General features: G+C 69.6%; 23 protein-coding genes and 1 tRNA gene. 8 read left to right on the top strand and 16 right to left on the bottom strand.

The genetic code is table 11. From position 1 onward, the window contains the following. Positions 1–202 precede the first annotated feature (202 nt). Positions 203–733 carry a hypothetical protein gene (locus tag D9599_RS09900; protein ID WP_198381063.1) on the bottom strand — a complete coding sequence of 177 codons (531 nt, stop codon included), beginning with the start codon at positions 731–733 and terminating at the stop codon, positions 203–205. A gap of 199 nt (positions 734–932) precedes the next feature. Between D9599_RS09900 and D9599_RS09895 the strand changes: the two genes are divergently transcribed. Next, on the top strand, positions 933–1,619 hold the full coding sequence (locus D9599_RS09895; protein WP_198381062.1) for an SH3 domain-containing protein: 687 nt from the start codon (positions 933–935) through the stop codon (positions 1,617–1,619). 108 nt (positions 1,620–1,727) lie between these two features. Further along, positions 1,728–1,985, top strand: coding sequence for a hypothetical protein (locus D9599_RS09890; protein WP_198381061.1), 258 nt, complete (start codon positions 1,728–1,730; stop codon positions 1,983–1,985). Between the two features lie 43 nt (positions 1,986–2,028). Here the strand turns inward: D9599_RS09890 and D9599_RS09885 are convergent, their stop codons facing one another. The 4 genes from D9599_RS09885 to D9599_RS09870 form a co-directional block, all read right to left on the bottom strand. Next, positions 2,029–2,709: a hypothetical protein gene (locus tag D9599_RS09885; protein ID WP_198381060.1), complete on the bottom strand. Its 681-nt coding sequence runs from the start codon at positions 2,707–2,709 to the stop codon at positions 2,029–2,031. A gap of 64 nt (positions 2,710–2,773) precedes the next feature. Next, positions 2,774–2,941 carry a hypothetical protein gene (locus D9599_RS09880; RefSeq protein ID WP_198381059.1) on the bottom strand — a complete coding sequence of 56 codons (168 nt, stop codon included), beginning with the start codon at positions 2,939–2,941 and terminating at the stop codon, positions 2,774–2,776. Between the two features lie 209 nt (positions 2,942–3,150). After that, on the bottom strand, positions 3,151–4,071 hold the full coding sequence (locus D9599_RS09875; RefSeq protein WP_198381058.1) for a metal ABC transporter solute-binding protein, Zn/Mn family: 921 nt from the start codon (positions 4,069–4,071) through the stop codon (positions 3,151–3,153). Positions 4,072–4,141: 70 nt separating this feature from the next. Next, complete coding sequence (locus tag D9599_RS09870) at positions 4,142–4,948, bottom strand: hypothetical protein (RefSeq protein WP_198381057.1); 807 nt, start codon at positions 4,946–4,948, stop codon at positions 4,142–4,144. A 119-nt stretch (positions 4,949–5,067) separates the two neighbouring features. Here D9599_RS09870 and pip point away from each other — a divergent pair, with 119 nt between their 5' ends. Further along, positions 5,068–6,042, top strand: coding sequence for a prolyl aminopeptidase (gene pip, locus D9599_RS09865; protein WP_198381056.1), 975 nt, complete (start codon positions 5,068–5,070; stop codon positions 6,040–6,042). A 10-nt stretch (positions 6,043–6,052) separates the two neighbouring features. On the opposite strand, the gene D9599_RS09860 is transcribed toward pip, so the two are convergent. After that, positions 6,053–7,006, bottom strand: a complete 954-nt coding sequence (locus tag D9599_RS09860; protein WP_198381055.1) for an alpha/beta hydrolase — start codon at positions 7,004–7,006, stop codon at positions 6,053–6,055. An 85-nt stretch (positions 7,007–7,091) separates the two neighbouring features. Here D9599_RS09860 and D9599_RS09855 point away from each other — a divergent pair. Then, positions 7,092–7,168 (top strand) — tRNA-Arg (locus D9599_RS09855). Positions 7,169–7,286: 118 nt separating this feature from the next. Here D9599_RS09855 and D9599_RS32435 read toward each other — a convergent pair. The 10 genes from D9599_RS32435 to D9599_RS09805 form a co-directional block, all read right to left on the bottom strand. Continuing rightward, positions 7,287–7,562 carry a YdcH family protein gene (locus D9599_RS32435; protein ID WP_198381054.1) on the bottom strand — a complete coding sequence of 92 codons (276 nt, stop codon included), beginning with the start codon at positions 7,560–7,562 and terminating at the stop codon, positions 7,287–7,289. A gap of 484 nt (positions 7,563–8,046) precedes the next feature. Beyond that, positions 8,047–9,072 (bottom strand): adenosine deaminase, encoded by a 1,026-nt coding sequence (locus tag D9599_RS09845; RefSeq protein WP_198381053.1) that lies wholly within the window; start codon positions 9,070–9,072, stop codon positions 8,047–8,049. Further along, positions 9,072–10,109 carry a LacI family DNA-binding transcriptional regulator gene (locus D9599_RS09840; RefSeq protein WP_198381052.1) on the bottom strand — a complete coding sequence of 346 codons (1,038 nt, stop codon included), beginning with the start codon at positions 10,107–10,109 and terminating at the stop codon, positions 9,072–9,074. Before D9599_RS09840 ends, D9599_RS09845 begins: the two co-directional genes overlap by 1 nt. Before the next feature lie 4 nt (positions 10,110–10,113). After that, on the bottom strand, positions 10,114–11,091 hold the full coding sequence (locus tag D9599_RS09835; RefSeq protein ID WP_198381051.1) for an isopenicillin N synthase family oxygenase: 978 nt from the start codon (positions 11,089–11,091) through the stop codon (positions 10,114–10,116). A 26-nt stretch (positions 11,092–11,117) separates the two neighbouring features. Continuing rightward, on the bottom strand, positions 11,118–11,909 hold the full coding sequence (locus D9599_RS09830; protein ID WP_198381050.1) for an ABC transporter permease: 792 nt from the start codon (positions 11,907–11,909) through the stop codon (positions 11,118–11,120). Continuing rightward, on the bottom strand, positions 11,906–12,688 hold the full coding sequence (locus D9599_RS09825; protein ID WP_198381049.1) for an ABC transporter ATP-binding protein: 783 nt from the start codon (positions 12,686–12,688) through the stop codon (positions 11,906–11,908). Before D9599_RS09825 ends, D9599_RS09830 begins: the two co-directional genes overlap by 4 nt. Next, positions 12,688–13,782 (bottom strand): ABC transporter substrate-binding protein, encoded by a 1,095-nt coding sequence (locus tag D9599_RS09820; RefSeq protein ID WP_198381048.1) that lies wholly within the window; start codon positions 13,780–13,782, stop codon positions 12,688–12,690. The genes D9599_RS09825 and D9599_RS09820 overlap by 1 nt, the downstream gene beginning before the upstream one ends. 226 nt (positions 13,783–14,008) lie before the next feature. Continuing rightward, entirely contained in the window at positions 14,009–16,945 is a 2,937-nt protein-coding gene (locus D9599_RS09815) for a hypothetical protein (protein ID WP_198381047.1), read from the bottom strand. 521 nt (positions 16,946–17,466) lie between these two features. Further along, positions 17,467–18,357, bottom strand: a complete 891-nt coding sequence (locus tag D9599_RS09810; RefSeq protein WP_198381046.1) for a TetR/AcrR family transcriptional regulator — start codon at positions 18,355–18,357, stop codon at positions 17,467–17,469. Between the two features lie 208 nt (positions 18,358–18,565). Next, complete coding sequence (locus tag D9599_RS09805; protein WP_198381045.1) at positions 18,566–19,348, bottom strand: DUF3750 domain-containing protein; 783 nt, start codon at positions 19,346–19,348, stop codon at positions 18,566–18,568. Between the two features lie 275 nt (positions 19,349–19,623). Between D9599_RS09805 and D9599_RS09800 the strand changes: the two genes are divergently transcribed. The 4 genes from D9599_RS09800 to D9599_RS09785 all read left to right on the top strand — a co-directional run bounded on the left by D9599_RS09800 (position 19,624) and on the right by D9599_RS09785 (position 21,132). Next, a complete protein-coding gene (locus tag D9599_RS09800; RefSeq protein WP_198381044.1) occupies positions 19,624–19,764 on the top strand; it encodes a hypothetical protein in 141 nt (46 codons plus the stop codon). 97 nt (positions 19,765–19,861) lie between these two features. After that, positions 19,862–20,095, top strand: a complete 234-nt coding sequence (locus D9599_RS09795) for a hypothetical protein (RefSeq protein ID WP_198381043.1) — start codon at positions 19,862–19,864, stop codon at positions 20,093–20,095. Positions 20,096–20,209: 114 nt separating this feature from the next. Beyond that, the gene (locus tag D9599_RS09790) at positions 20,210–20,398 is read left to right on the top strand and encodes a hypothetical protein (RefSeq protein ID WP_198381042.1); all 189 of its coding nucleotides are present in this window, start codon (positions 20,210–20,212) and stop codon (positions 20,396–20,398) included. 92 nt (positions 20,399–20,490) lie between these two features. Continuing rightward, a complete protein-coding gene (locus D9599_RS09785; RefSeq protein ID WP_198381041.1) occupies positions 20,491–21,132 on the top strand; it encodes a PAQR family membrane homeostasis protein TrhA in 642 nt (213 codons plus the stop codon). Positions 21,133–21,160: the final 28 nt, after the last annotated feature.

Here is a 21,160-nt window from a genome sequence, read left to right as displayed (position 1 = left end):
GACTTTCCCACCCCCGACCACGCGTTGAGGAGGCGAAAGTCGGCACGGTGCAGGGCGCTGCCTATGGCATGAGCCAGCACATGCGGATTTCCTACGCGCTCGAGACCGAGACCCTGCGAGAGGGCTGCGCGCGCATCCAGGAGTTCTGCCATGGATTGAACGGATAGAGCATGTAACGGCTCCGAACGGGGGTTGCTGGGCGTCACGTCGGCGCTGCGTCCGGCGACATCACTACGGACAACCTGAAGCCACGCAGGAGGCCTGCCTCCCCTTCTGAAGGGTCGGCCGGCATGACCACCACGGGAGAACTCTCCCCGATCTCCGCCAGCACCCCGGGCAGGCCGACGGCGGTGACCAGGCCCCTTACATAGCGGATGCCGTCCCCCTCCTCCGGCGTGTCCGCGCCGAACGGCAGCGTCGCGGTCCCCTCCGCTTCCGGCACGGCCTCGCGCCCGGCGCCGATGCTGAATGCACGGATAGCGAGCCCTCCCCGCTTCCTCTCCACGACCCACCCCCCTATCCCGCCGTTGCCGGCGGCGTCCTCCGGTCGCGCCTCAAGCCAGAACAGCGGTGGCAAAGCGTCCAGCACAGCGGGCGAATGCGACACCTCGGAGAGCGCCAGCCCTCGCGCTAGGTCAGCAATGCTGTCGTCGATCGCCGCCGCCGGTGCCCCCTCGGCACGCAGGCGCCGCGCCGCACGCCGGGCTTCGACCGGTGCGTGCTCGCCGAGCATGGCAGCCAGCAGGCCTCCCTCAGGGAACCTCGCTCTTGGCCTTCCCTGCATCATGCGCCTCCTCCGCGATGCCGAGTGATGCCCGAAGGCAGGGGGTCGCGCCAACCCGCCGCTTAGATCAAGGGGGCCGGTGCGGGCCGGGTTCGCCAACCGGCACATGATCGGCTTTACAGAGGGGCTCATTCTTGAGGAGGAAGCGATGCGTCATTGGTTACTGGCGAGCCTGCTGCTCCTCGGCAGCACCGGCAGCAAGGCCGAGGAACGCCCCGTGGATCGGCGGCCGGCGGCCCAGCGCGTTGCCGAGGACACGATCCGGGAACTGGTGAGCAGCCCCGTGAGCTTCCGGAACGTCGCAGCCTTCCGGCAGGGCACGCCCCGGGCGGTAGCGGTCTGTGGAGGGGCGCGGATCGGGGCCGCACCCGGCCCCCTCACGTCTTTCATCGTGGTCGTCACCTACCGGGACGAGGAGGGCGAGGGCGCCACCGTCACACCGATCCTCGCCACGACCGGCGAGGGCGCGGCCCGCGTCACGGCCGAGACCGCCAGCCGTTGCCGCGAGGGAGGAGGTCCGCCATCCCCTGGCGCCGCCCCGCCAGCGCCGGTCCCGGGCGAGGGGAACCTCCGGCAGCAGGAAACCAGGCCGGAGCGTCCGGTTCCACCGCCGCCATCCTCGGCCGGCGGCACCAGCCGGGGCGATACCGTGACGGCCCGCCTGCCCGGCAGCCTGCGGAGCAGCCCCGATGGGCGCGGGGCCCTCATCGGCGTCCTGCGGGCCGGCACCAGCGTCACGATCTACGGGACGGCACCGGGCGGCTGGTACCAAGTGGGCGACGCCTCCGGCCCGACCGGCTGGGTCCACGGCAGCCGGCTGTTCGGCAGGCCGTAGGAGCCCACGGGCGCCGAACGCGCTCCGTGGCTTGCACCGCTGGCCCCCGCCTTACTCCGCGCAGCGGGTGATACGGTGCGCGGGTACCGCGAAGGAGGCTCTGGCGTCATGGCGATGAGCGGAACACGGCGGCTGCGGCGGTGCGTGGCGGCGCTCGCCGCGGCGATGGTCCTGCCCATGCTCGCGAGCGCGCAGGTCTTGCCCGGCCCCACTCTCGCGAGCATCCGCACGAAGGGCGTCCTCGATTGCGGGGTCAATCCCGGCTCGCCCGGCTTCGGCGTGCCGGACAGCCGAGGCGAGCACCGCGGCATGGGCCCCAGCATCTGGCGCACCATTGCGGCCGCCGCGCTCGGCGACCCCGCATAGGTGCGCTTCACGGTACTCACGAGCCAGTCGCACTCCCCGCGCTTCAGTCCGGCCAGGTTGATATCGTCGCCCGCACTTTCACCTGGACCACGGCGTGGGAGGCCGGGTCTGGCCTGCAGTTCGGTCCGATTACCTTCCATGACGGCCAGGGCTTCATCATCCGGCGGGCGTGGAGCGGGCGGCGCAGCTCGGCGGCGCGACCATCTGCGTCACCGCCGGCTCCACCAACGAGCTGAACCTGGCGGACTGAGCGCGCACCAATCGCCTCCCGATCCACCCGCTGGTCCTCGAGAGCAACGAGGACGCGCGCAAGGCCTACGCCGCCGGTCGCTGCGACAGCCACACGCTGGATGCGAGCCAGCTCGCGGGCTTCCGCGGCGCCTTCGACCGGCCGAACGACCACGTGATCCTGCCCGGCATCATCAGCAAGGAACCGCTCGCCCGCGCCGTGCGGAAGGGCGACCCGCAGTGGTACGACGTCATGCGCTGGACGGTTTACGCACTCATCCTCGCGGAGGAGCTGGGCGTCACCTCCACCAATGCGGAGGCGATGCTGGAGAGTCCGAACCCCGACATCCGGCGCCTGCTGGGCATGACCGGCGACTTCGGCCCCTCGATCGGCCTCGACCACCGCTGGGCCTTCAACGCCATTTGCGCCGCCGGGGCCTACGGCGAGATCTTCGAGCAGCATCTCGGCGTGAACACGCCGGTGGGCCTCAGGCACGGGGTGAACGACCTCTGGAGCCGCGGCGATCCTCTACGCGCCGCCGATCCGCTGCGGATCCGGCTCAGCGCTGGCTCTTCGTCTCGGCGATCCGCTTGCCCAGCATCCCCGCGACGGCGGCGACGCCGAGCGCGCCGAGCACGGCGCCGGCCATTATATGGGTCGCCACCACACCCGCGGCGTGAAGGCCGAGCAGCGCGCTGCGAACGGGGCGGAAGGGGTTGGGGAGCATCAGCGCATCCCCCCGAGCGCGCGGCGGCCGAGAAGGATGCCAGCGGCGAGGGCGGTGCCGAGCGGGATCCCGATGCTGAGACCCGTTAGGGAGAGGGCGAAGGAGGCGATGATCGGCATTGGAGAGGCTCCCGTTTCCAAGCGCTGACCTGGGCCCGCCCTGCCGGAGCGAAAGGGCGCCTCCGCTTCACGTGGGGCGGAGGCAGCGCGTCAGGCGCCCCGCATGGCCGGCACCAGCAGCCCGGTATTGTGGCGGATGAGGGCCTCGTAGGTCGGCGCCGGGCCGTCGGGCGGCGATAGCGAGTCCGAATAGAGCCGCCCGCCGACCCGCACGCCTGCCTCCCGCGCCAGCCGTTCCAGTGTCGCGGGATTGGCCATGTTCTCAAGGAAGACGGCCGTGATCCCCTCCGCCCGCACCTGGCGGATGAGGGCGGCAACCCCGGCGGCGGAGGGCTCGGCATGGGTGCTCACGCCCTGGGGCGCGAGGAACCGGATGCCGTAGGCTGCGCCGAAATAACCGAAGGCGTCGTGGCTGGTGAGGACCTTCCGCCGGGCTTCCGGTACTGTGGCGAAGGCGGCGCGGCACTCCGCGTCGAGCGCCAGGAAGCGGGCGGAGGCGGCCTCCGCGTTGCGGGAATAAAGGGCGGCGTTGCCGGCATCGGCGGCGGAGAGGCCGGTCGCGATGTTGCGCAGGTAAAGAGGGATGTTGCGCGGATCCCCCCAGGCATGGGGATCGTGGGGCGGCCCGGCGTCGCGGCGCGCACCGTGGTCGTGGCGGCGCTCCTCCCCCGCCATGCGGGGCGTGACGCCGTCACTGGCGGTGACGGCAGTGCCGCCGAAGCGCGCGGCGCCCGTGAGGCGGCGCAGCCAGTCGTCGAATCCGAGGCCGTTGCGGACCAGCAGGGCGGCGCCGCGAAGCCGCTCGGCATCGGAAGGCCGGGGCTGGAAATCGTGCGCGTCCGCGTCAGGGCCGACGAGGACCGTCAGAGCCAGGGGCCGCTCCCCCGCCACCTGCTGGGTGAGGTCGCCCAGAATGGAGAAGCTGGCGACGACCGGCAGCGCCGCCTGAGCCGCTGCTGGGCGGATGGCGGGAATGACGAGGGCGGCGGTTAGAAGGGCGCGACGCTGCATGAGGCATTCCATCAATACGTTATAACATAACGTTTCTTACAACGAGGGCGGTGGCTCGTCCAACCCGCCCCTAACGCTTGCGCCGGAACAATCCGCGGAGACGGTCCCAGAGGCTCCCGCCCGGGGTAGCCCCGCGGCGCGCGATGCTGCCGTGGCTGACATGCGGCCGGCGAGAGGGGGGCGGCAGAGCGCTGGCGACGGTATGGCGCCCGGAATCCTCCAGCGCGATCAGACGCTGTTCGAGGGCGATAACGCCCGCCACGGCGTCCGGCGGATGGCTCGCCGCGAGCTGCTCGGCCGTAGTGCCCGCGTCATCGAAGGCCTCGGCGCGGCGGAGGGCATCGACCACGCGGATCGTCTGCTCGGCATCGAGCGGCGGACCGGCCCGCCAGAGGGCCACGGCATCGCCCCGCCACGCACGGGCGAGTTCGGGCTTGCGCGCATCGTCCGCGGCCCAGGCGGCCTGAAGCGTAGCCTCGGCCGCCGCGTGCAGGGCGCCTGTCTCCTCCAGCACATAGGCATAGGCGAGGAAGCGGCGGGAGAGCGGGGGGTGGCTGGTATCGGCGATCAGCGCGCGGAAGGGTGCGGTGCCCACCGCCTCGATTGCCGCCGGATGGGCGTGGGCAATCTCGGGCGCGACATAGCCGCAATGGGGGCATTGCTGCAGCCAGGAGGCCATTGTGCTGCGCAGCGGCTCCCCAGGCCGCAGGTCGAGGTCCGGCGCGCTCTCGGGCGGCATGGCGCGGAACCGGGTCTGACGGCTGGTCGTGCCGCAGACGGCGCAGCGCACCTCGGCCGCACGCAGGTTGCCCAGGCGGGGCCCGGGCTGCGGGCCGTTGCGCGCGGCATGGAACGGGCCGGGGGTTGGACGGTTCATCGCCTCCTAAGTAGTCGTCCGAAGCGCGCAAGCGAAGAGGTTTTAACCGGCGGAAAACGACGTCAAGGGTTCCGGCGGCATGTTGCGCAGGGACCTCCGGCCCTGGCAAAGAAGGGGCCATGCCGCGCGGCGATCTTTTCCCCGATATTGCGCCCTACGAGACTGGCCTGCTGCCGCTCTCCCATTCTGGCGAGGGCACGCCCGGCGGGCCATCCCATGTCATGTACTGGGAGCAGGTGGGCAACCCGCGTGGGCAGCCCGTGCTCTTCCTCCATGGCGGGCCCGGCGCGGGAGCAGGCGCGGTGCATCGCCGCTTTTTCGACCCTCTGCACTGGCGGGTGGTAATCTTCGACCAGCGCGGCGCCGGCCGCTCCCGCCCACTCGGCGAACTGCGGGAGAACACGACGCCGCATCTCGTCAGCGACATCGAGACGCTCCGGCGCTTTCTCGGGATCGAGCGCTGGCTGCTTTTCGGCGGCTCCTGGGGCTCCACACTCGCCCTTGCCTACGCGCAGGCCCATCCGGAGCGGGTGGCGGGCTGCGTGCTGCGCGGCGTCTTCCTCGGCCGGGACGACGAGGTGGAGTGGTTCCTCTACGGCCTGAAGCGTGTCTTCCCCGATGCCTGGGCGGCCTTCGCCGAGCACGTTCCGCCGGCCGAGCGGGGCGACCTCCTCGGCGCCTATCTCCGCCGCCTGACGGACCCGGACCCTGCCGTGCACATGGCCGCCGCACGGGCCTGGAGCAACTATGAGGGCCTGTGCAGCACCCTGCTGCCGAGCCCCGAGACCGTCGCCTCCTTCGCGCAGGACCGCTCCGCCCTCGGCCTCGCGCGGATCGAGGCACATTACTTCGCCCACAAGCTCTTCCTGCCGCCCGATGGCCTGCTGGCGGGGATGCACCGGCTGGCCCATGTGGGCGCGGAGATCGTCCAGGGTCGCTACGACATGGTCTGCCCGCCCACCTCCGCCTTCGAACTCGCCGAGGCCTGGCCGATGGCGCGGCTGACGGTGGTGCCCGATGCCGGACACTCCGCGCTGGAGCCAGGCGTGCGGACCGCGCTCGTCTCCGCCGTGGAGCGCTTCCGGCGGCGCTGAGCGCGGGCCTTCAGGCCGTACGGGCGAGCCAGGCGGCGCCGGCCCCAATCGCCCGGCGGGCGGCGGCCACATGGTCCCGCGCGCGAAGGAAGCCGTGCAGGGTGCCGAGGAAGGTCTCCTCCTCCACCTCAACGCCAGCCTCGCGCAGCGCGCGGGCCATGGCGCGGTTCTCGTCCGAGAGCACGTCCAGCTCGGCGATCTGCACGAGGCAGGGCGGAAGGCCGCGGAGGTCCGCCCGGATCGGCGCGGCATAGGGCGAGAGGCGGTCGGCAGGGTTGGGCGCGTAGCAGTCCCAGAAGAAGCGCATCCGTTCCGCGGTCAGCCCGTAGCCCTCGGCGAACTCGGCATAGCTTGGCGTGGCCATGCGGTCATCGAAGACGCCGTAGTCCAGCAGCAGGCCGCGCAGGCGGAGGCCGGGATCCGATTGGCGTAGCAGAAGGGCGGCACCGAGAGCGAGGTTTGCCCCGGCCGAATCACCCCCGAGCACGACGCGGGCGGGGTCGAGGCCCCATTCGGCGCCATGGGCAGCCACCCAGCGGACGACCGCCGCGACCTCCTCCAGCGCCTGGGGAAAGACGGCCTCAGGGCTCAGGGCGTAGTCGGGGGCGAGAACAGCACAGCCCGAGCCGGCCGCCAGGCTGCGAGCGAGAGGATCGTGCGTGTCCACGTTGCTCCAGACCCAGCCGCCGCCGTGGACGTGCACGAGCACCGGCAGCGGCGCCACATCGCTGGGGCGATGCAGCCGGCAGAGCAGGCGGCGGCCGCGGATGGGCAGCCAGCGATCCGAGCTCTCGGCCATGACGGGCTCGGGGTTGGACAGCGTCAGGTTGAGCGCGTCATTGGCAGCGCGGGCGGCGTCCAGCGGCCGTTCCAGCCGCTGCGGCGCGGGAAAGGCAGCGGCGCGGGCAGTCATCATTTCGGTGAAGACGGCCATCTCGAGGTCGAGGCGGGGATCTTGCGGCATCGAAGGAGTGAGGGCCGGTTTGGCGGGCAGTTCAAGAGCCCGGCCCTTTCCCGTCCGCAGCCGGGACGCTAGGCTAAGCAAGCGTGTCTCCGTAGCTCAGCAGGATAGAGCACGGGATTCCTAATCCCGGGGCCGTGGGTTCGAATCCCGCCGGGGACACCACTCGTTTAAGCGGCACCGAAGCTGTTGGTTTTGCTGCGAATCAACCCCTGCGACCAATTGCCTCCCCACACGCAAGTTCCTGAGGCTGAGTCTGCGAAACGGCTCAACCTTTACGGAGCTACAGAGCGTGCATGGGCGATGCTTCGCTCGCATGCCGTGCCCCAGCACTGCGGAAGTTCTGAACGTTTTGAGAAGGTCCATGCTCAAGATAATGGGCCAGGGCTGCAATCGCATCCCTCACTCGAAGCTTCTCTGTCTTGAGCCGGGTGACTCTTTCTGCGTCGGGCCGTGGTGCCGACAGAGCGTCCTGGAGCCTCACTTCCAAGTGGGCATTGTATTGGTCAAGAGCGGCGAGCCGCTCGAAAACGTTGCCGTGTCCTAGTTGCTGCGCCACTACCTCTCTCCCGTCCTGGTTGTAGGCATCAAATGATAACTTTGGACCTTGCGCGAGCCCTTTCCGGGCATTCCGCTGACAAGAGCCCGTGATGAGTGGGAAGCGAGAACGATCCTCCGCGAACACAGCTAGAAGAGCCTTGCCGACTGCAGGATCGGTCCGGAAGAGTGATCGGGGGCTGGAAGAGGACGAGAAGCCTCATCTGATCAGGGCGATGAAGGGTTGTGAAAGACACGCGGGTTTTTCGACGCTGTTTGCTGCCCCCGCTGGGGTCCGCAAGGCCACCAGACAAGGTATCACACGGACGGACCAGCGGACGTTGCTTCGCCGGCGCGACACTCATCACGTAAGCAACGCCGCTTGATGCGATGCTCGTTGCTTACCTGCACGTCATCATGGATCGCCAGAACCAACCGCGGCTGGTTCCGGAAGGCGACAAGCAGCCGTTCCAGCGCTCCTTATGTCAGAGGACTATCTGAGACGCTCAACCGCCCGCGGGCCGGTGGCGGTCGAGTTCCGCCAAGTGCCGTTGCCGGTCCGCCTCGGGGATAAAGGCGCTGAGAAAGCTGTTCCGCGCGAAGCCCCAGAGATCCTCGTCAGAGAAGTCGAGCGCCTGCTGGATGGCGGCGAAGTTCTCGTTCACGTAGCCGCCGAAATACGAGGGGTCGTCCGAGTTCACGGTCAGGCAAAGTCCCGCCTCGTGCAGCCGCCGGATGTTATGGGCCTTCATGTCCGGGAAGACGCGAAGCATCACGTTCGAGCAGGGGCAGACCGTCAGCGGCATGCCCGTATCGGCCAGGCGCCGCACGAGGTTCGGATCCGCCTCGCAGCGCACGCCGTGGTCGATGCGGTCCACCTTCAGCTCGTCGATGGCCTCGCAGACGAAGTCGGCGCCGCCCTCCTCGCCGGCATGGATGGTCGTGCGCCAGCCGAGGTCCTCCCGCGCATGGGCATAGGCCCGGCGGAACTTCGCGGGGCGGTTCCCCTTCTCCGGCCCGCCCGTGCCCAGGCCGATGATCCGGTCCCGCCAGGGCCGGAGCTCGCGTAGCATGGACAGGGCATCATCTTCGTCGAACTGGCGCTGGATGCCCGCGATCAGTCCGCCGGTCATGCCGTGCTCGCGCGCCGCATCGTCGAAGGCGCGCAGGATGTTCTCGATGATGGCTTCCATCGCGATGCCGCGGCGAAGATGTGCCTGGGGGCTGATGAACACCTCGGCGTGCCGCACCCGGTCCTGCGCGGCGCGGTCGAGATAGGCCTTGGTCATCTCGTAGAAGTCCTCGCCCGTCTGCAGCACCGTCAGGCCGAGATAGAAGAGGTCGAGGAAGGACTGCAGGTCCGTGAAGTTGTAGGCCGCGCGCAGCTCGTCCGTGCTGGCATAGGGGATGCGGAGCCCGTTGCGGTCGGCAAGGCGGAAGATCGTCTCGGGCTCCAGCGAGCCCTCCAGGTGCATGTGCAGCTCGGCCTTCGGAAGGGCGGCGATGAAGGGCGAGATCGAGGCGTCGAACATCAGGGAACTCTCGCGAAGGGGGTCGGCGGTTGGACGGAGTGCCGCTCGATCAGCTCGTGCGGCAGGACGGTGAGCGGTGCGGTCGGGCGCCCCTCAATGAGGGCGAGCAGGCCTTCCACCGCGGCCTCGCCCATCCGCTCCCAGGGCATGCGCACGGTGGTCAGGGGCGGCTCCACGTAGCGGCCGAGGTCGGTGTCGCCGCAGCCGATCACCGAGAAATCCTGCGGAACGCGGAGGCCGCGGCGGTGCCCCTCGGCGACAAGGCCAAGGGCGAGAATATCGCCGGTGCAGGCCACCGCGGTCGGGCGCTCCGCGCAGGAGAGCAGCCGGGCGGCGCCGTCGCGCACGGCGGTGTTGTCGTAATCCTCGGCCAGCACGCGCCAGGCTGCCGGCAGATGGAGGCCAAGTGCGCGGAGTTCCCGCTCCGCGCCGGCAAAGCGCTCCGCGACGGCCGGGGTGTTGTGCAGCGGGCCGGAGAAGAGGGCGATCGCGCGGTGACCCTGGCCATGCACGTGGCGCACCGCGACCGCCATGGCGGCCGCATTGTCGAAGGCGACGGCCGGGGCGCCGGGCGGCAGCAGCAGGGCATCCTGGACCACCGCCGGCGTACTCGTACGATCCAGCAGCGCCGCGAGGTCCGGCGCGATGCTCGTGCCAGTGAGGATGAGCCCGTCCACCCCGCGCTCCACCAGATGGCGCACCTGCTTTTGCTGGCGCGCCGGGTCGCGCTGCGTGCAGTGGATGAGCAGGGCGTAGCCGGCCGCGTCCAGCACCCGCTCGATCGCTGCGATGACGGGGGCGAAGAGCGGGTTGGCGATGGTCGGCACCAGCAGGCCGATGCTCCCCGTTCGCTGCGACATCAGCGAGCGCGCCTGGCGATTGGGGATGTAGTCCAGTGCCACCATCGCCCTCTCCACCGCTTCCCGCTTGCTCTGCTGGACCAGCGCCGGCTGGTTCAGCACGCGGGAGACGGTGGCGATCGAGACCCCGGCGGCGGAAGCGACCTCCCGCACCGTGATCTTCGTGGGCGCGGACACCCCGTCAGGCCGCGGCGTCGCGGTACTTCTGCACCGTGCGGAAACGGCTGAGCAGGTAGTCGCCGGAGCTGATCGGCTCGTATTTCGGCGGGTTCTCGGGCGACTGACAGGTGGGCAGGCAGGCGACCGGCGCGTCGTAGTCGAGGTTGAAGAACATCGGGATCGAGAAGCGCTCCTTCCCCGTCCGGTTCACCACGCGGTGTAGGTTCGAGCGGTAGAGGTCGTTCGTCCAGCGCTGGAACAGGTCGCCGAGGTTGACGACCAGCGTGCCGGGGATGAAGGGCGCGCTGACCCATTCGCCGTCACGCTTCTGCAGCTCCAGCCCGCCGATCGGATCCTGGGAGAGAAGAGTGATCATGCCGTAGTCGGAGTGCGGCGCGACGCCGAAGGCGTTCTCGTCCGTCACCGGCGGCTGCGGCGGGTAGTGGAAGAGGCGCATCTGCACGACAGGATTCGTGCACCACTGCAGGAAGTGCTCGGGCGGCATGCCGAGGCTGACGGCGAAGACGCGGGTGAGACGGAGGCCGAGCGCCTTCGCGGCTTCAAAATAGGCCTCGGAAGCTTCCTTCAGCCAGGGGCACTCGGCGGGCCAACGGTTAGGACCATGCAGCGGCAGCCCGGCCGCGACGGAGGGGTGGTCGAGCGGCAGGTCCACGCCGATCTCGTAGCTCTCCTTCAGGTCGGGCGCGAAGCCGGGATGCTGGTTGATGCCCTGCGGCATGAAGCCGCGGCGGAAGCGATCGTCCATGCGGTGCCCAAGCCGCTGCTCCGCCGGCAGGTCGAAGTAGCGCTTGGTGGCATCGAACACGCCGTCGAACACGTCCTGCGGGATGCCGTGGTTTCGCACGTAGAAGAAGCCGGTGGACACGCAGGCCTGGCGCAGCTGGGCCGCGAGCGGGCCGAGGTCACCGCCCTCGTTCAGGGCGGTGAGGTCGAGGACGGGGACCTCCTCGGCGGTGGCGGCACGGGGGGCGTTGGACATGGCGGTTTCTCTGACGGAGGCGGGGATCAAAGGGAGACGGGCCGGTCGCCGGCCGTGTCCATCCAGAAGATGACGCGGCGCTGCACCGCCTGGACGATGGCGTGCAGCACGACACCGATCAGCGAGAGCACGACAAGGATGGCGAAGGTGCCGGCCATGTCGAAGTTGAAGTTCTTCTGCATCAGCAGGAAGCCAAGGCCGGCCTTCGCACCAACGAACTCACCGACGATGGCGCCGATGACCGAGAGCACGATGGCGACATCCAGCCCTACGAAGATGTAAGGCAGCGCCGCCATCATCCGCACCATCCGGAACACCTGCCAGCGCGTGGCCGTGCAGGAGACGAGCATTTCGATCTGGTCCGCAGGCGCCGCGCGCAGCCCCATGATCGTGTTCGCCAGCAGCGGGAAGAAGGCGATGGTTGCGGTGATGATGATCTTGGAGCTGAGGCCGTAGCCGAACCAGATGACGATGATGGGCGCCACCGCCACCTTTGGCAGCGTCTGGAAGGCTACGATGTAGGGATAGACGAGGCGCTCGGCCAAGGGCGAGAGCGCGACGATGAAGCCCAAGGCAAGCCCGCCTAGGGAGCCGAGGGCGAAGCCGGCGACGATCTCCCAGAGCGTGATCAGCAGATGCCAGTGGAACTCGGCGGAGCCCACGGCCTCCCACAGCGCCAGCACGATGGCCGAGGGGGGCGGGAGGACGATCTTGGAGATGGAAAGCAGGTGCACCGCCGCTTCCCACCCGCCGAAGACGAGCACGGCCATCAGCACCGGCAGCACCGGCCCGGCGGTTAGGGATCGCCCGCGCATCATGCCGCGACCATCCCGCCGGCGCGGAAGTGCTCGCGCAGGCGGCGCACGTAGCGGCCGAATTCCGGTGTGTTCTGCATGTCCAGCGTGCGCGGGCGCGGCAGGTCCACCTCCACCACCTCCACGATATGGCCGGGGCGCGGCGCCATGACGACGATGCGGTCGGCCAGGTAGATCGCCTCGGGGATGCTGTGGGTGACGAGCAGCACGGTCTTTCGCTTCTCGCTCCAGATGCGCTGCAATTCCTCGTTCATGGTCTCGCGCGTCATCGCGTCCAGCGCCCCGAATGGTTCGTCCATGAGCAGGATGGACGGGTCGTGCACAAGCGCCCGACAGATGCCCGCGCGCTGCTGCATCCCGCCGGAGAGCTCGGAGGGATAGCGGTTCTCGAAGCCGTCCAGCTCCGCCATCGCCAGGAGTTCCCGCGCCCGCGTGCGAGCGAGGGCAGGATCGAGCTTCTGGACCTTGGCCGGCAGCATCACGTTCTCCAGGATCGTGAGCCAGGGCAGCAGCACCGGGGCCTGGAAGACTACGCCGAGCGCGGGGTTCGGCCCGGCGAGCGGCCGGCCCTGGATCGTCACCTCCCCCGCGGAGCGCGGCAGCAGCCCCGCGAGGATCTTCAGCAGCGTGCTCTTGCCGCAGCCGCTGGGCCCGACGACCGTGACGAACTCGCCCTCGCGGATGTCGAGGTCGATCGCGGTCAGGGCCTGGACGCTGCTGCCGTCCTTGGCGGCGTAGGTCTTGGCAACCTGACTGATGCGAAGGAAAGCGCCCTCCGCCATCAGGACTTGCACGCCGCGGCAGCAGCCTGCACGGCGGCGACATCGAAGCGGTTGATCTTCTCGAAATAGTCGGGGATCCGCACCATCAGGGACCCCGCGCTGACGGGCTTATCGATCTGCTTGTTCTCCACCATGAAGCGCACCAGGCGGTCATAGACGGCCGGGTCCGCATTGCCCCAGAGCTTGCCGCCATTGAGCGTGAAGGCGTCCTTCATGCTGTCGAGCTGGGCCTGCTGGGTGTTGAGGTCCCAGCGCACGAGCGTCGCCGGGTCGGCGCCGGTTGGCTTGGTGGCGGGGTAGCGGTCCCAGTGGAGCTGCCGCGCGCAATCCGGGTTGGCCAGCGCGTAGACGGTGGCCTTGGCCATGCCGCGGGCGATGCCCGTGACCATGTCCGGGTTCCTATCCACCGTGCTCTGCATCACGGCCAGCGTGTAGTCCGGGTACCCGCGCCAGTCCTCGCCGATCAGCTTGCGCAGCTTCAGCCCGGCATTCTCGAATGAAGCGACGGCGGCCGCCCAGTAGAGCAGGCCCTGCACCCGGCCGGAGCGCATCGCCTCGATCGGCGGGGCGCCGAGGCCAAGGGGAATCATCTCCACGTCCTTGGCGGGGTCCAGGCCATTGCTGCGCAGGAAGCTGTTGAAATAGGCGATGCCGCCCGTGGCGAGGCTGAAGACGCCGATCGTCTTGCCCTTCAGGTCCTTCGCCGACTGGATCGGCCCGTCCGCGTTCACCGCCACGGACCAGTCGATGACGCCGTTGCCCATGGCGATGCGCACGGGAAGGTCGTTCTTGGAATTCGCCTGAACGATGACGCTGGCGTTGACCTCGCCGAACTCGGCATTGCCGCCGACCATCTGCTGGATGGACTGGAGCGAGGCCCCCACCGGCATCAGCTCGACGTCGTAGCCCTCCTCCCGCCAGTAGCCGAGGGTCAGCGGCAGGGTCAGCATCGGATAGCCGACATTCAGCACAGTGGTGCTGACGGCGATGCGGACCTTCTGAAGCGGCCTGTTCATCGCGGGTGCCGGGCGAGCCGTCGCGAGCGACAGGCCCGCCAGCGAGAGGCCGGACAGGCAAAGTGAGCGACGGTCCATGGGTGCTCCGATTGATGGGGCCATCAGGGCGGGTAGGCGCGATCTGAAAGCGCTTTCAGCAAGACATGTGCCAGTTCGCGCGCCCTGGTGGAAGCGGGGGAGGCACGCCGCTGCATGCCGGACCCTTTGCCCCATCACCGCCGCCAGCCCCGACCAGGGTGGTCACTCGCCCCTTACGTCGCCTCAGGCAAGTGGTCAGCAGGAGGAACCGGATGCGGCTCCCCCTCTACAGATGCCAGTCATGGGCCGGTGGCTGGGACAGGCCGTGCGTTCCTTCGTGCAGGAGTGGCGCGGAGGCGAGCACGTTATGCGCCGGCGCGGAATCGCCTACGGGGAGCACGAGCGGGACCTCAACGCCCTTCCCGGCCTGGAGCGGGTAGGACGCCCCCGGATGATCCGGGACGGTTTCCGCAACGGAGTGTTGAGCGGCAGGGCCTTCCATGTCGGCGGCGCGCCCAGCCGCGCTCCGCCCGGGCTGGGCGGATGAGATCATCAAGCCGGGGTCGAGGATGGAGACGAAAAGCCCGGGATCGGCCGCCTTCGCTATCGGACCGGCATGGGCCGGGCCATGACCGGCGGAGGGTAGCGCATCCACCACCGGAAGGACCGCCGGCGCGGACCCGCCCATCACCGCCTTCGCAGGCCCGCTCACCTGCGGCGAACCGTGATCGGCGGAGAGCGCGTCCTGTATCGGCGCCGGCGTCGGCGGCTGGAGGACGGGCGGGGAGGAGGCCTTCCCCGTCCCGGCCTGATCCACCGGCGCCAGACCATGAGCAGCCGTGGGCAGAGCGTCGGGTAGCGGCGCCACCGGCGGAGGAACGACCGATGCCGTGTTGCCCGCAGGCATCGTGCCCCCGGCGAGACCCTGGGAGACTACGGGGAGAGCATGGGGCAACGGCGCTGCCGGCGGAGGAACGACGGATGCCGGGTTGTCGGCAGCCGCCTTCCCCTCTGTGGAGCCGTGGGCGACCGTGGACACAGCGTCGAGCAGTGGTGCCGCCGGCGTAGGAACGATGGATACCGGGTTGCCGGCAACCGCCTTCCCCTCGGCGGAGCCGTGGGCAACCGCGGCCACAGCGTCGAGCAGTGGCGCCACCGGCGGAAGAACAATCGATGGCGGATTGCCGGCAGCCGCCTTCCCCTCGGCGGGGCCATGGGCAACCGCGAGCACAGCGTCGACCAGTGGCGCCGCCGGCGCAGGAACGACGGATGCGGGGTTACCGACAGCCGCCGCGCCCTCTGTGTGACCGTGGGCGGCAACAGGGAGCGCGTCCGACAACGGTGCCGAGGGCTGCGGGATGGCGGACGAGGCCGTGTTGCCGGTTGCGGGCACCACTGGAGTCGCGTGCGCAGAACCAATTCCCGCCAAGGGCAGCGTGCTCGACGCGGGCGGTAGGGCAGTAGAGGACGGGCTGTGACCCACCACCGGGGCCTGATCGGCCTGCCCCGGGCCGTGGCCCACCACGGCCACGGCATCCGGTGCCGCTGCCGCAGGCGAGGAGTTGGGGGCGGGTTTTACGGCCGGGCCCGCCTGCGCGGCTCCGTGGCCGGCGACGGGCAAGGCGCCCAACACCGCTGCTGCGGGCGCCGGAACGGTAGCGACCGGGTGACCCGCAGCCGCCTCCGCGGTGGGGCTCGCGGCCGCGCCGTGGCCGGCCGCGGGCAGGGTATCCAGCACTGCCGCCGCGGGGGGCAGGACCGTCGAAGCCGGCGCCTTCGTCACAGGATTGGCAGCCGCATCCGGATTGGCCTTGGGCAGGGCATCCAGCACCGCTGCCGCGGGCGTCGTCACCGCCGAAGGTGCGCTACCGGCGGGCGCCTTCGTGACCGGGTCGGCAGCCGTGCCGTGACCAACAACGGACGAAGCCACTGGCGCCGTCGCCGCCTGTCCGACCTTGGAGGCAACGTGGCCGTCGACCGCGTTCGAAGCCTGATTCTCGTTCGCCCGGTTCCCCTGCTCGACCTCTGCCGACGCATTCGAGGACTTGGGCGAGGAGGTTTCCGACCGGGCGTCCGAGGAAGTCTTGTCGGCCGGCGAGGCATCCTCCCGCCCCCGGTCGTTCACTGCCCGATGGGCTGCTTCCTGCCCCTCGCCCCGGTCCGTAACCGACCCCGACTGCGCAGCGGCCTTCAATGGGCCGCTCTCGGTCGCGCCCTGATCCGCCCGAGCCCGCTCCTGTACCTCCACCACGGCGGGGCGCGAGGACAGGGGGGCCGAAGCCCAGTCGGAAACGGCCTTGTTCAGCGGGGATGCTGCTGCCTGAACCGGGTATGAGATCGTCGCGCCCTCCAGCGACGGTGCCAGGGCCTGGAAGGCAAAGCCCTTGCCGGGGGAATTGCCGCTGTCGCTTGCCGGCGCGGGGGCCGGCTGCGCCACAGCGGGGACCGGCGCGGGCGCAGCCTCCCTGCCGGCAGGGCGCGCGTCCGTCCGTTCAACTTCGCCCGCTACCGTTGCTCGGCTTGCACCCGGTTCAGGCGGGGCGTCCTGGCGGTCGGGCTGAACCGCGGGCGGGGCCGGCGCGGCGGCGCTGCCAGTCGCGGCCGCCTGGGCGGGCTGCACGGGCGGGGCTACCCAGAGTTCCGGAAAGCCGAGAGCGAGATGCCCGGTAGTTCCCAACTCGGCCAGCGGTTGGGAGGCGTGCAGCGCGGCCGGCGCGCCGAAGGGATCCGAGGAGGCAATCGACGGCCCTGCGGGCGCGGCGTCGAGGGCCCGCGTGGGCACCCCACCACTCCCGAAGACGTGGACGGTCGTGAGGCTGCCCGACCAGGCATGGTGCAGCAACGAATTGGCACCGTCCCCTTCACCCGCCAGTACCGGGTTTGCCCAGGCATGCTCCGCGCCCGCCAGCAGGGGCGCGAGAAGCGTGACCGCGCCGAGCCCTGAACCTTGGGCGAGCCATCCCTGCCGCGCGCCCTGCTCCACATGATCGGATGCCGCAGCCGAGCGCGGATGGTCCGAGCCACCGATCCCCGCCAGGGCTCCCTCAATCGAGTTCGTTCGCGGCCGCGTCGAACCCGGCGCCTTCTTCCGCTTGCGCTTGCCCTCGGCGTTCTTTGCGCCGCCATCCGCCTCGACGTCTTCCTCAAGGAAGGGCTCATCGAGTTCCGCAAGGTCGCCGTCCGCGTTCAGCGCGGTGGGATCCTCGAAATCTTTCCGGTCCAACACCAAATTCTCCCGCCCGAGATTTTGGATGAACTACGGCAGCATCGTAGAACATTCCGTTTTTCAGCGGCGTTTTGCTGATCATTTTGATCAACATCTCGGCGCGGCGGGACAGTAACTCTTACCCCCAGCACCAAAACCCTCTTTCCACGGCCAATCAGAAGTATGTCAGGAACGTGATATAATATTGCAGATTCAGTTCTATTTTAAGTTCTGAAGGCGGATTCTTCTGACCCGATATGCATTCAACCTGAAACCGTTCCATACTTGAAGTATAGCGTTGAGCCATCTCGGTTCATCTACAAGACGACAGGCGACATGGCACATCGCAGGACACCCAGGACCGAAGAGCGGCCATGGCTGCACACCGTTACTCTGGAACGCGCGGAGCAGGAGCGGATCAGCCGCCGCCGTGCCCGGCCCCAGCCAGCCGAGGCCAGCCAGGGCGTGAACCCGCACAAGACGAAGGCGGCACCCAGCTTGTAGGACTCTCGGGGGCTGAGGCTTTCAGCCGCGGATCGTCAGTCGAGAGGACGCAACCGTGACGGCTCGCTCTTCTGCAGGATTGCCGCGCTCAACTCACCCGTCGCGACGATAGCCGGCACCTCAACCGGTGAAGGGCTAGCCCAGACCGAGCCGCCGGTCGTCAGGCTCTCTACAGCCCAGCTCGAGGAGTCGTCCGCGGCATCCGGGACGCTGGTCGAGTGCCGCGCCATCAGCGCCGGGGCTCCCCCAATGAAGGCGTCCACCTTGTCCACGATGGCCGCACGCAGGTCGCCTGGTTCCAGAAGACCGAAGACGTGCCGCCGCATCGCGAGCGAGATCACCGCGTCGTGCAGGTTCCAGACCGTCTCCAGGTCACGCGCACAGCCCGCGGAGGCGGCGGGAAGAGAGAAGGCGTGGCGGCTCTCGGCCAGCACGCGCTGCAGCACCTGTCCACGCAGGGATTCCACCACCCGCCGGCTGCGGGCGAGCCCCTTCAGGCCGGAGAACATCAGCAGGCGAACGCGCCGGTAGGTCAGCACTTCCTCGGAATAGGCGACGTAGAAGGAGACCAGCCGTTCGCGCAGGGGTATCGCGCGGTCGTCCAGCAGCGCACCCCATTCCGGCCTCCAGTCACCGGCGAAGGCGTCGTCCAGGACGCGGTCGATCAGCGCTTCCTTGTTGTCGAAGTAGCGGTAGAGAAGCGGCTGCGTGATGCCGAGGCGCGCGGCCAAGTCGCGAGTCGTCGCCTCAAGCCCGATTTCGGCGAAGAGATCGGCCGCGGCGGCGACGATCGATTGCTCGCGCGCCATCCCATGGGCGCGGCGCCCTGGCGGCGCGCCAACCGAGCGGCGCAGCGGCGCGGATGCGGCGTCCGTCACCGGGTCAGCTCGCCGGGCGAGCAGGGCCGCCCGCCGGAGCGCAGGCACGGCCGCCGAGCGCACCTATTTCAAGTCGATATCGGAACATAATGCATGGATATCACAGGTCGTTTGCTAGTTGAACCATTCTTCTACAACCTTCCGTGTTGTCCGTAACGATTGCGACACTGCTCACGTTTCGAGACAAAAAATCGGCCTGAAGCACCTGAAAAACCGACCTTTTTTCTCCTGCCGTCTTACAGCCGCAGCCCCTTCCCTACTGGACCGCAGCGACCGCCGGTGGCGTGCCTGACCCGTCCGGTCCGCGCATCCCGATTCGCCCGATGCCAGGAAGCTTGATGGCGGGCCGCCGCAGGTCGATCCCGGCGACGGCGCCGAGGATGTTCACTTCCAGCCCCTCCACCCAGCCGAGCGTAAGGCCCCCATAGCCGCCAAACGTCAGCCTGAATCCAGTGCCGGAGGCCGTGGCCCGCAGCCAGCGGCCGTCATAGGGATAGTCCTTACCGATCGCCGTCGGCGGCAGGCTGACGGGGATACCCGGCACGGCGTCCATCACCGCCGCGACGAAGGTGTTCGAGTTCGGACCGGGCCAGGCGCGGTAGTCGCCCTGGTTCCGCCAGGCATAGCCCGTGATGGCCTCGCGCATGCGCGGGATCAGCGCCTGCGCCGCAGCCCCGTCCGCCGCGAAGACCACCTCCGGGACGCTCCCGAACCAGCGGCCGTCCGGCTCGAAGCCGTTCATGCGGATCGGCTCGCCCCAGGCGGTGTAGTCGTAGCGCGTGTAGGCGCCCGCACCCTCGGGCTTGAAGACGATCCAGCAATGCACCGCGAAGATGCCGCGCCAGCGCACCGTCGGCGCCGCGAAGACCCGCACCACCGCGCCCGGGCTGCGAGCGGGCGGCAGCAGTCCGGCGCTAGAGCTGTCGGCGCTCCACCAGTCGCGCGCCGCCCCGCCCGCCCCGTAGCGGGCGGCGGAAACCCCGAGCGGCAGGAGGTAGAAGAGAACGAAAAGCAGCAGGCCGATTTTCAGGATGGTCATATCCCTCCGCATATCTGGGTGGGTCCGCACCTGCGCAACCACAGGGGCGGGTCGGCCAGCGCCGGTCAGGGCTGCGCTCGCCACCCCTCGCTGCGGGGGCGACAAGGTTGAAGTTAATGGCCTCCCCGCCTAAGTAAGATGCATCAACCTCGTCTGGTCCGGCCTGCTCTCATCAGCTCGTTACGAGCGCCGAGCCCGGTGTCCGTCACTCCTCGAAGCTTGATCCGCCTCGTGACGCCACGGGGCGGCACCTGTTTGACGATCGGATCCCAGCCATGCCGACGCGCACCCTGACCTGGCTCGACGAGACCAGGGGAGGCAGCGTCATGCGCCCTGGGAACGGTCCGCCAGGATTGCCCGCGCAGGGCGGCTGCCGGCACGGCGACGCCTCCCCCGGCAAACTGGCCGCGGGCTGATCCGCCGGTCCCCAGACGTCCCGGCCCCGCACGCCGGGGAACCCTTTTCAACGCGGGGCGGCGCGGGCGCCCCCGCCGGCCCATGCGAGGAACCACCATGCAGCGTCACAGCTACGAGATCGGCCAGAGCGTCGAGCTGGTCGCCGGGGTCCTCACCCCGCCCGGGATGACGGGCCAGTACGTGATCACCCGCCTCCTCCCCAACGACGCCTCTGACCGCGAGTACCGTGTGAAGAGCGAGCGCGACGGGCACGAGCGCGTGGTGCGCGAGAGCCAGCTCCGCGCCGGCCGGGCCGCCGCACTCGGCAAGGGCTGGCCCGTCACCGGCTGACGCTGCCGGCCGCACGGGGCCACGGCCCCGCGCCGCCAGCCCTTTTTTAACGAACCCCTTCAGGCCACCGGCGCGCAGCGCACGGACGGCCCCTGCCAAATCACGGAGGCACGCGTGTCGCAAACCAAGACCACTTCCGGAACCGACCGGACCGATGCCGCAGGGCTGGAGGAGACAATCGCCTACCTGGCCAAGCGGCACCGCGTCTCCGTCGCCATCGTGCGCGAGATCGCGCGCAAGCTCGGCTCGGCCGAGCGCGGCGCGATCGAGCGCGAGATCGAGCGGGGCAAGTCCCGCCGCTGACCCGGTGGCGCGGACCCGCCGGCCCGCGCCCCCCAGACATGTGCCCCCTTTGGTCGCTTGGAGGCCGCCGCCCTTCGGCCCCAGGATGGGCCATGTCCGATCCACCTCCCTATAGCGGCGCCGAACGGGGCGCCGATGCCGCGGTCCATGCCGCGGGGCTCCTCGCCGTGGCAGCAGGCTGCCTTCTCCTGGTCCTCCAGGCGCCCTTCCCGCCGGGCGCCACGCTTTCCATGGCACTGGCCCCCTACATGGCGGGGCTGGTCGCCACCTTCGCCTTCTCGGCCGCCTACAACCTGTCACCCGCAGGGCCCCGCCGTGCGCTGCTGCGCCGGGCGGACCACGCGGCTATCTTCATCATGATCGCCGGCACCTACACGCCGGTCTCCGTGCTCGCGATCGGCGGTACCCTGGGAGCCGTCCTTCTTGGTTTCGTCTGGACGGGCGCGCTGATCGGCGCCGCCATGAAGCTCCTCGCCCCCGCGCGCTTCGAGCGCGGCTCGATCGCGGCCTATCTCGTCCTCGGCTGGGTCGGCGTGGTGGCGCTGGTGCCCCTCTCGCAGACCCTCAGCAGCTGGCAGCTCGGCCTCCTCGCCGCGGGCGGGCTGCTCTACAGCCTCGGCGTGCTCGTCCACCTCGCGACCAAGCTACGCTACAACATCGCGATCTGGCACGGCTTCGTGCTTGCGGCGGCGGCCTGCCACTACGGGCTCGTGCTCAGCCTCGCGACGGCTTGAAGGCGAAAGGTCCGCCCGAAGGATGGAA

Source organism: Roseomonas sp. KE2513, assembly GCF_016107305.1.
Taxonomy (GTDB): domain Bacteria; phylum Pseudomonadota; class Alphaproteobacteria; order Acetobacterales; family Acetobacteraceae; genus Roseomonas.
Note: the sequence above shows the minus strand (reverse complement) of the source record. Positions and strands in the feature narration are given on the sequence as shown.

Excerpts from the sequence above, each read along its gene's own strand:
- D9599_RS09900 (WP_198381063.1), bottom strand. The coding sequence starts at position 733 with ATGCTCGGCGAGCACGCACCGGTCGAAGCCCGGCGTGCGGCGCGGCGC.
- D9599_RS09895 (WP_198381062.1), top strand. The coding sequence starts at position 933 with ATGCGTCATTGGTTACTGGCGAGCCTGCTGCTCCTCGGCAGCACCGGC.
- D9599_RS09890 (WP_198381061.1), top strand. The coding sequence starts at position 1,728 with ATGGCGATGAGCGGAACACGGCGGCTGCGGCGGTGCGTGGCGGCGCTC.
- D9599_RS09880 (WP_198381059.1), bottom strand. The coding sequence starts at position 2,941 with ATGCTCCCCAACCCCTTCCGCCCCGTTCGCAGCGCGCTGCTCGGCCTT.
- D9599_RS09875 (WP_198381058.1), bottom strand. The coding sequence starts at position 4,071 with ATGCAGCGTCGCGCCCTTCTAACCGCCGCCCTCGTCATTCCCGCCATC.
- D9599_RS09870 (WP_198381057.1), bottom strand. The coding sequence starts at position 4,948 with ATGAACCGTCCAACCCCCGGCCCGTTCCATGCCGCGCGCAACGGCCCG.
- pip (WP_198381056.1), top strand. The coding sequence starts at position 5,068 with ATGCCGCGCGGCGATCTTTTCCCCGATATTGCGCCCTACGAGACTGGC.
- D9599_RS09860 (WP_198381055.1), bottom strand. The coding sequence starts at position 7,006 with ATGCCGCAAGATCCCCGCCTCGACCTCGAGATGGCCGTCTTCACCGAA.
- D9599_RS09845 (WP_198381053.1), bottom strand. The coding sequence starts at position 9,072 with ATGTTCGACGCCTCGATCTCGCCCTTCATCGCCGCCCTTCCGAAGGCC.
- D9599_RS09835 (WP_198381051.1), bottom strand. The coding sequence starts at position 11,091 with ATGTCCAACGCCCCCCGTGCCGCCACCGCCGAGGAGGTCCCCGTCCTC.
- D9599_RS09830 (WP_198381050.1), bottom strand. The coding sequence starts at position 11,909 with ATGATGCGCGGGCGATCCCTAACCGCCGGGCCGGTGCTGCCGGTGCTG.
- D9599_RS09825 (WP_198381049.1), bottom strand. The coding sequence starts at position 12,688 with ATGGCGGAGGGCGCTTTCCTTCGCATCAGTCAGGTTGCCAAGACCTAC.
- D9599_RS09820 (WP_198381048.1), bottom strand. The coding sequence starts at position 13,782 with ATGGACCGTCGCTCACTTTGCCTGTCCGGCCTCTCGCTGGCGGGCCTG.
- D9599_RS09805 (WP_198381045.1), bottom strand. The coding sequence starts at position 19,348 with ATGACCATCCTGAAAATCGGCCTGCTGCTTTTCGTTCTCTTCTACCTC.
- D9599_RS09800 (WP_198381044.1), top strand. The coding sequence starts at position 19,624 with ATGCCGACGCGCACCCTGACCTGGCTCGACGAGACCAGGGGAGGCAGC.
- D9599_RS09795 (WP_198381043.1), top strand. The coding sequence starts at position 19,862 with ATGCAGCGTCACAGCTACGAGATCGGCCAGAGCGTCGAGCTGGTCGCC.
- D9599_RS09785 (WP_198381041.1), top strand. The coding sequence starts at position 20,491 with ATGTCCGATCCACCTCCCTATAGCGGCGCCGAACGGGGCGCCGATGCC.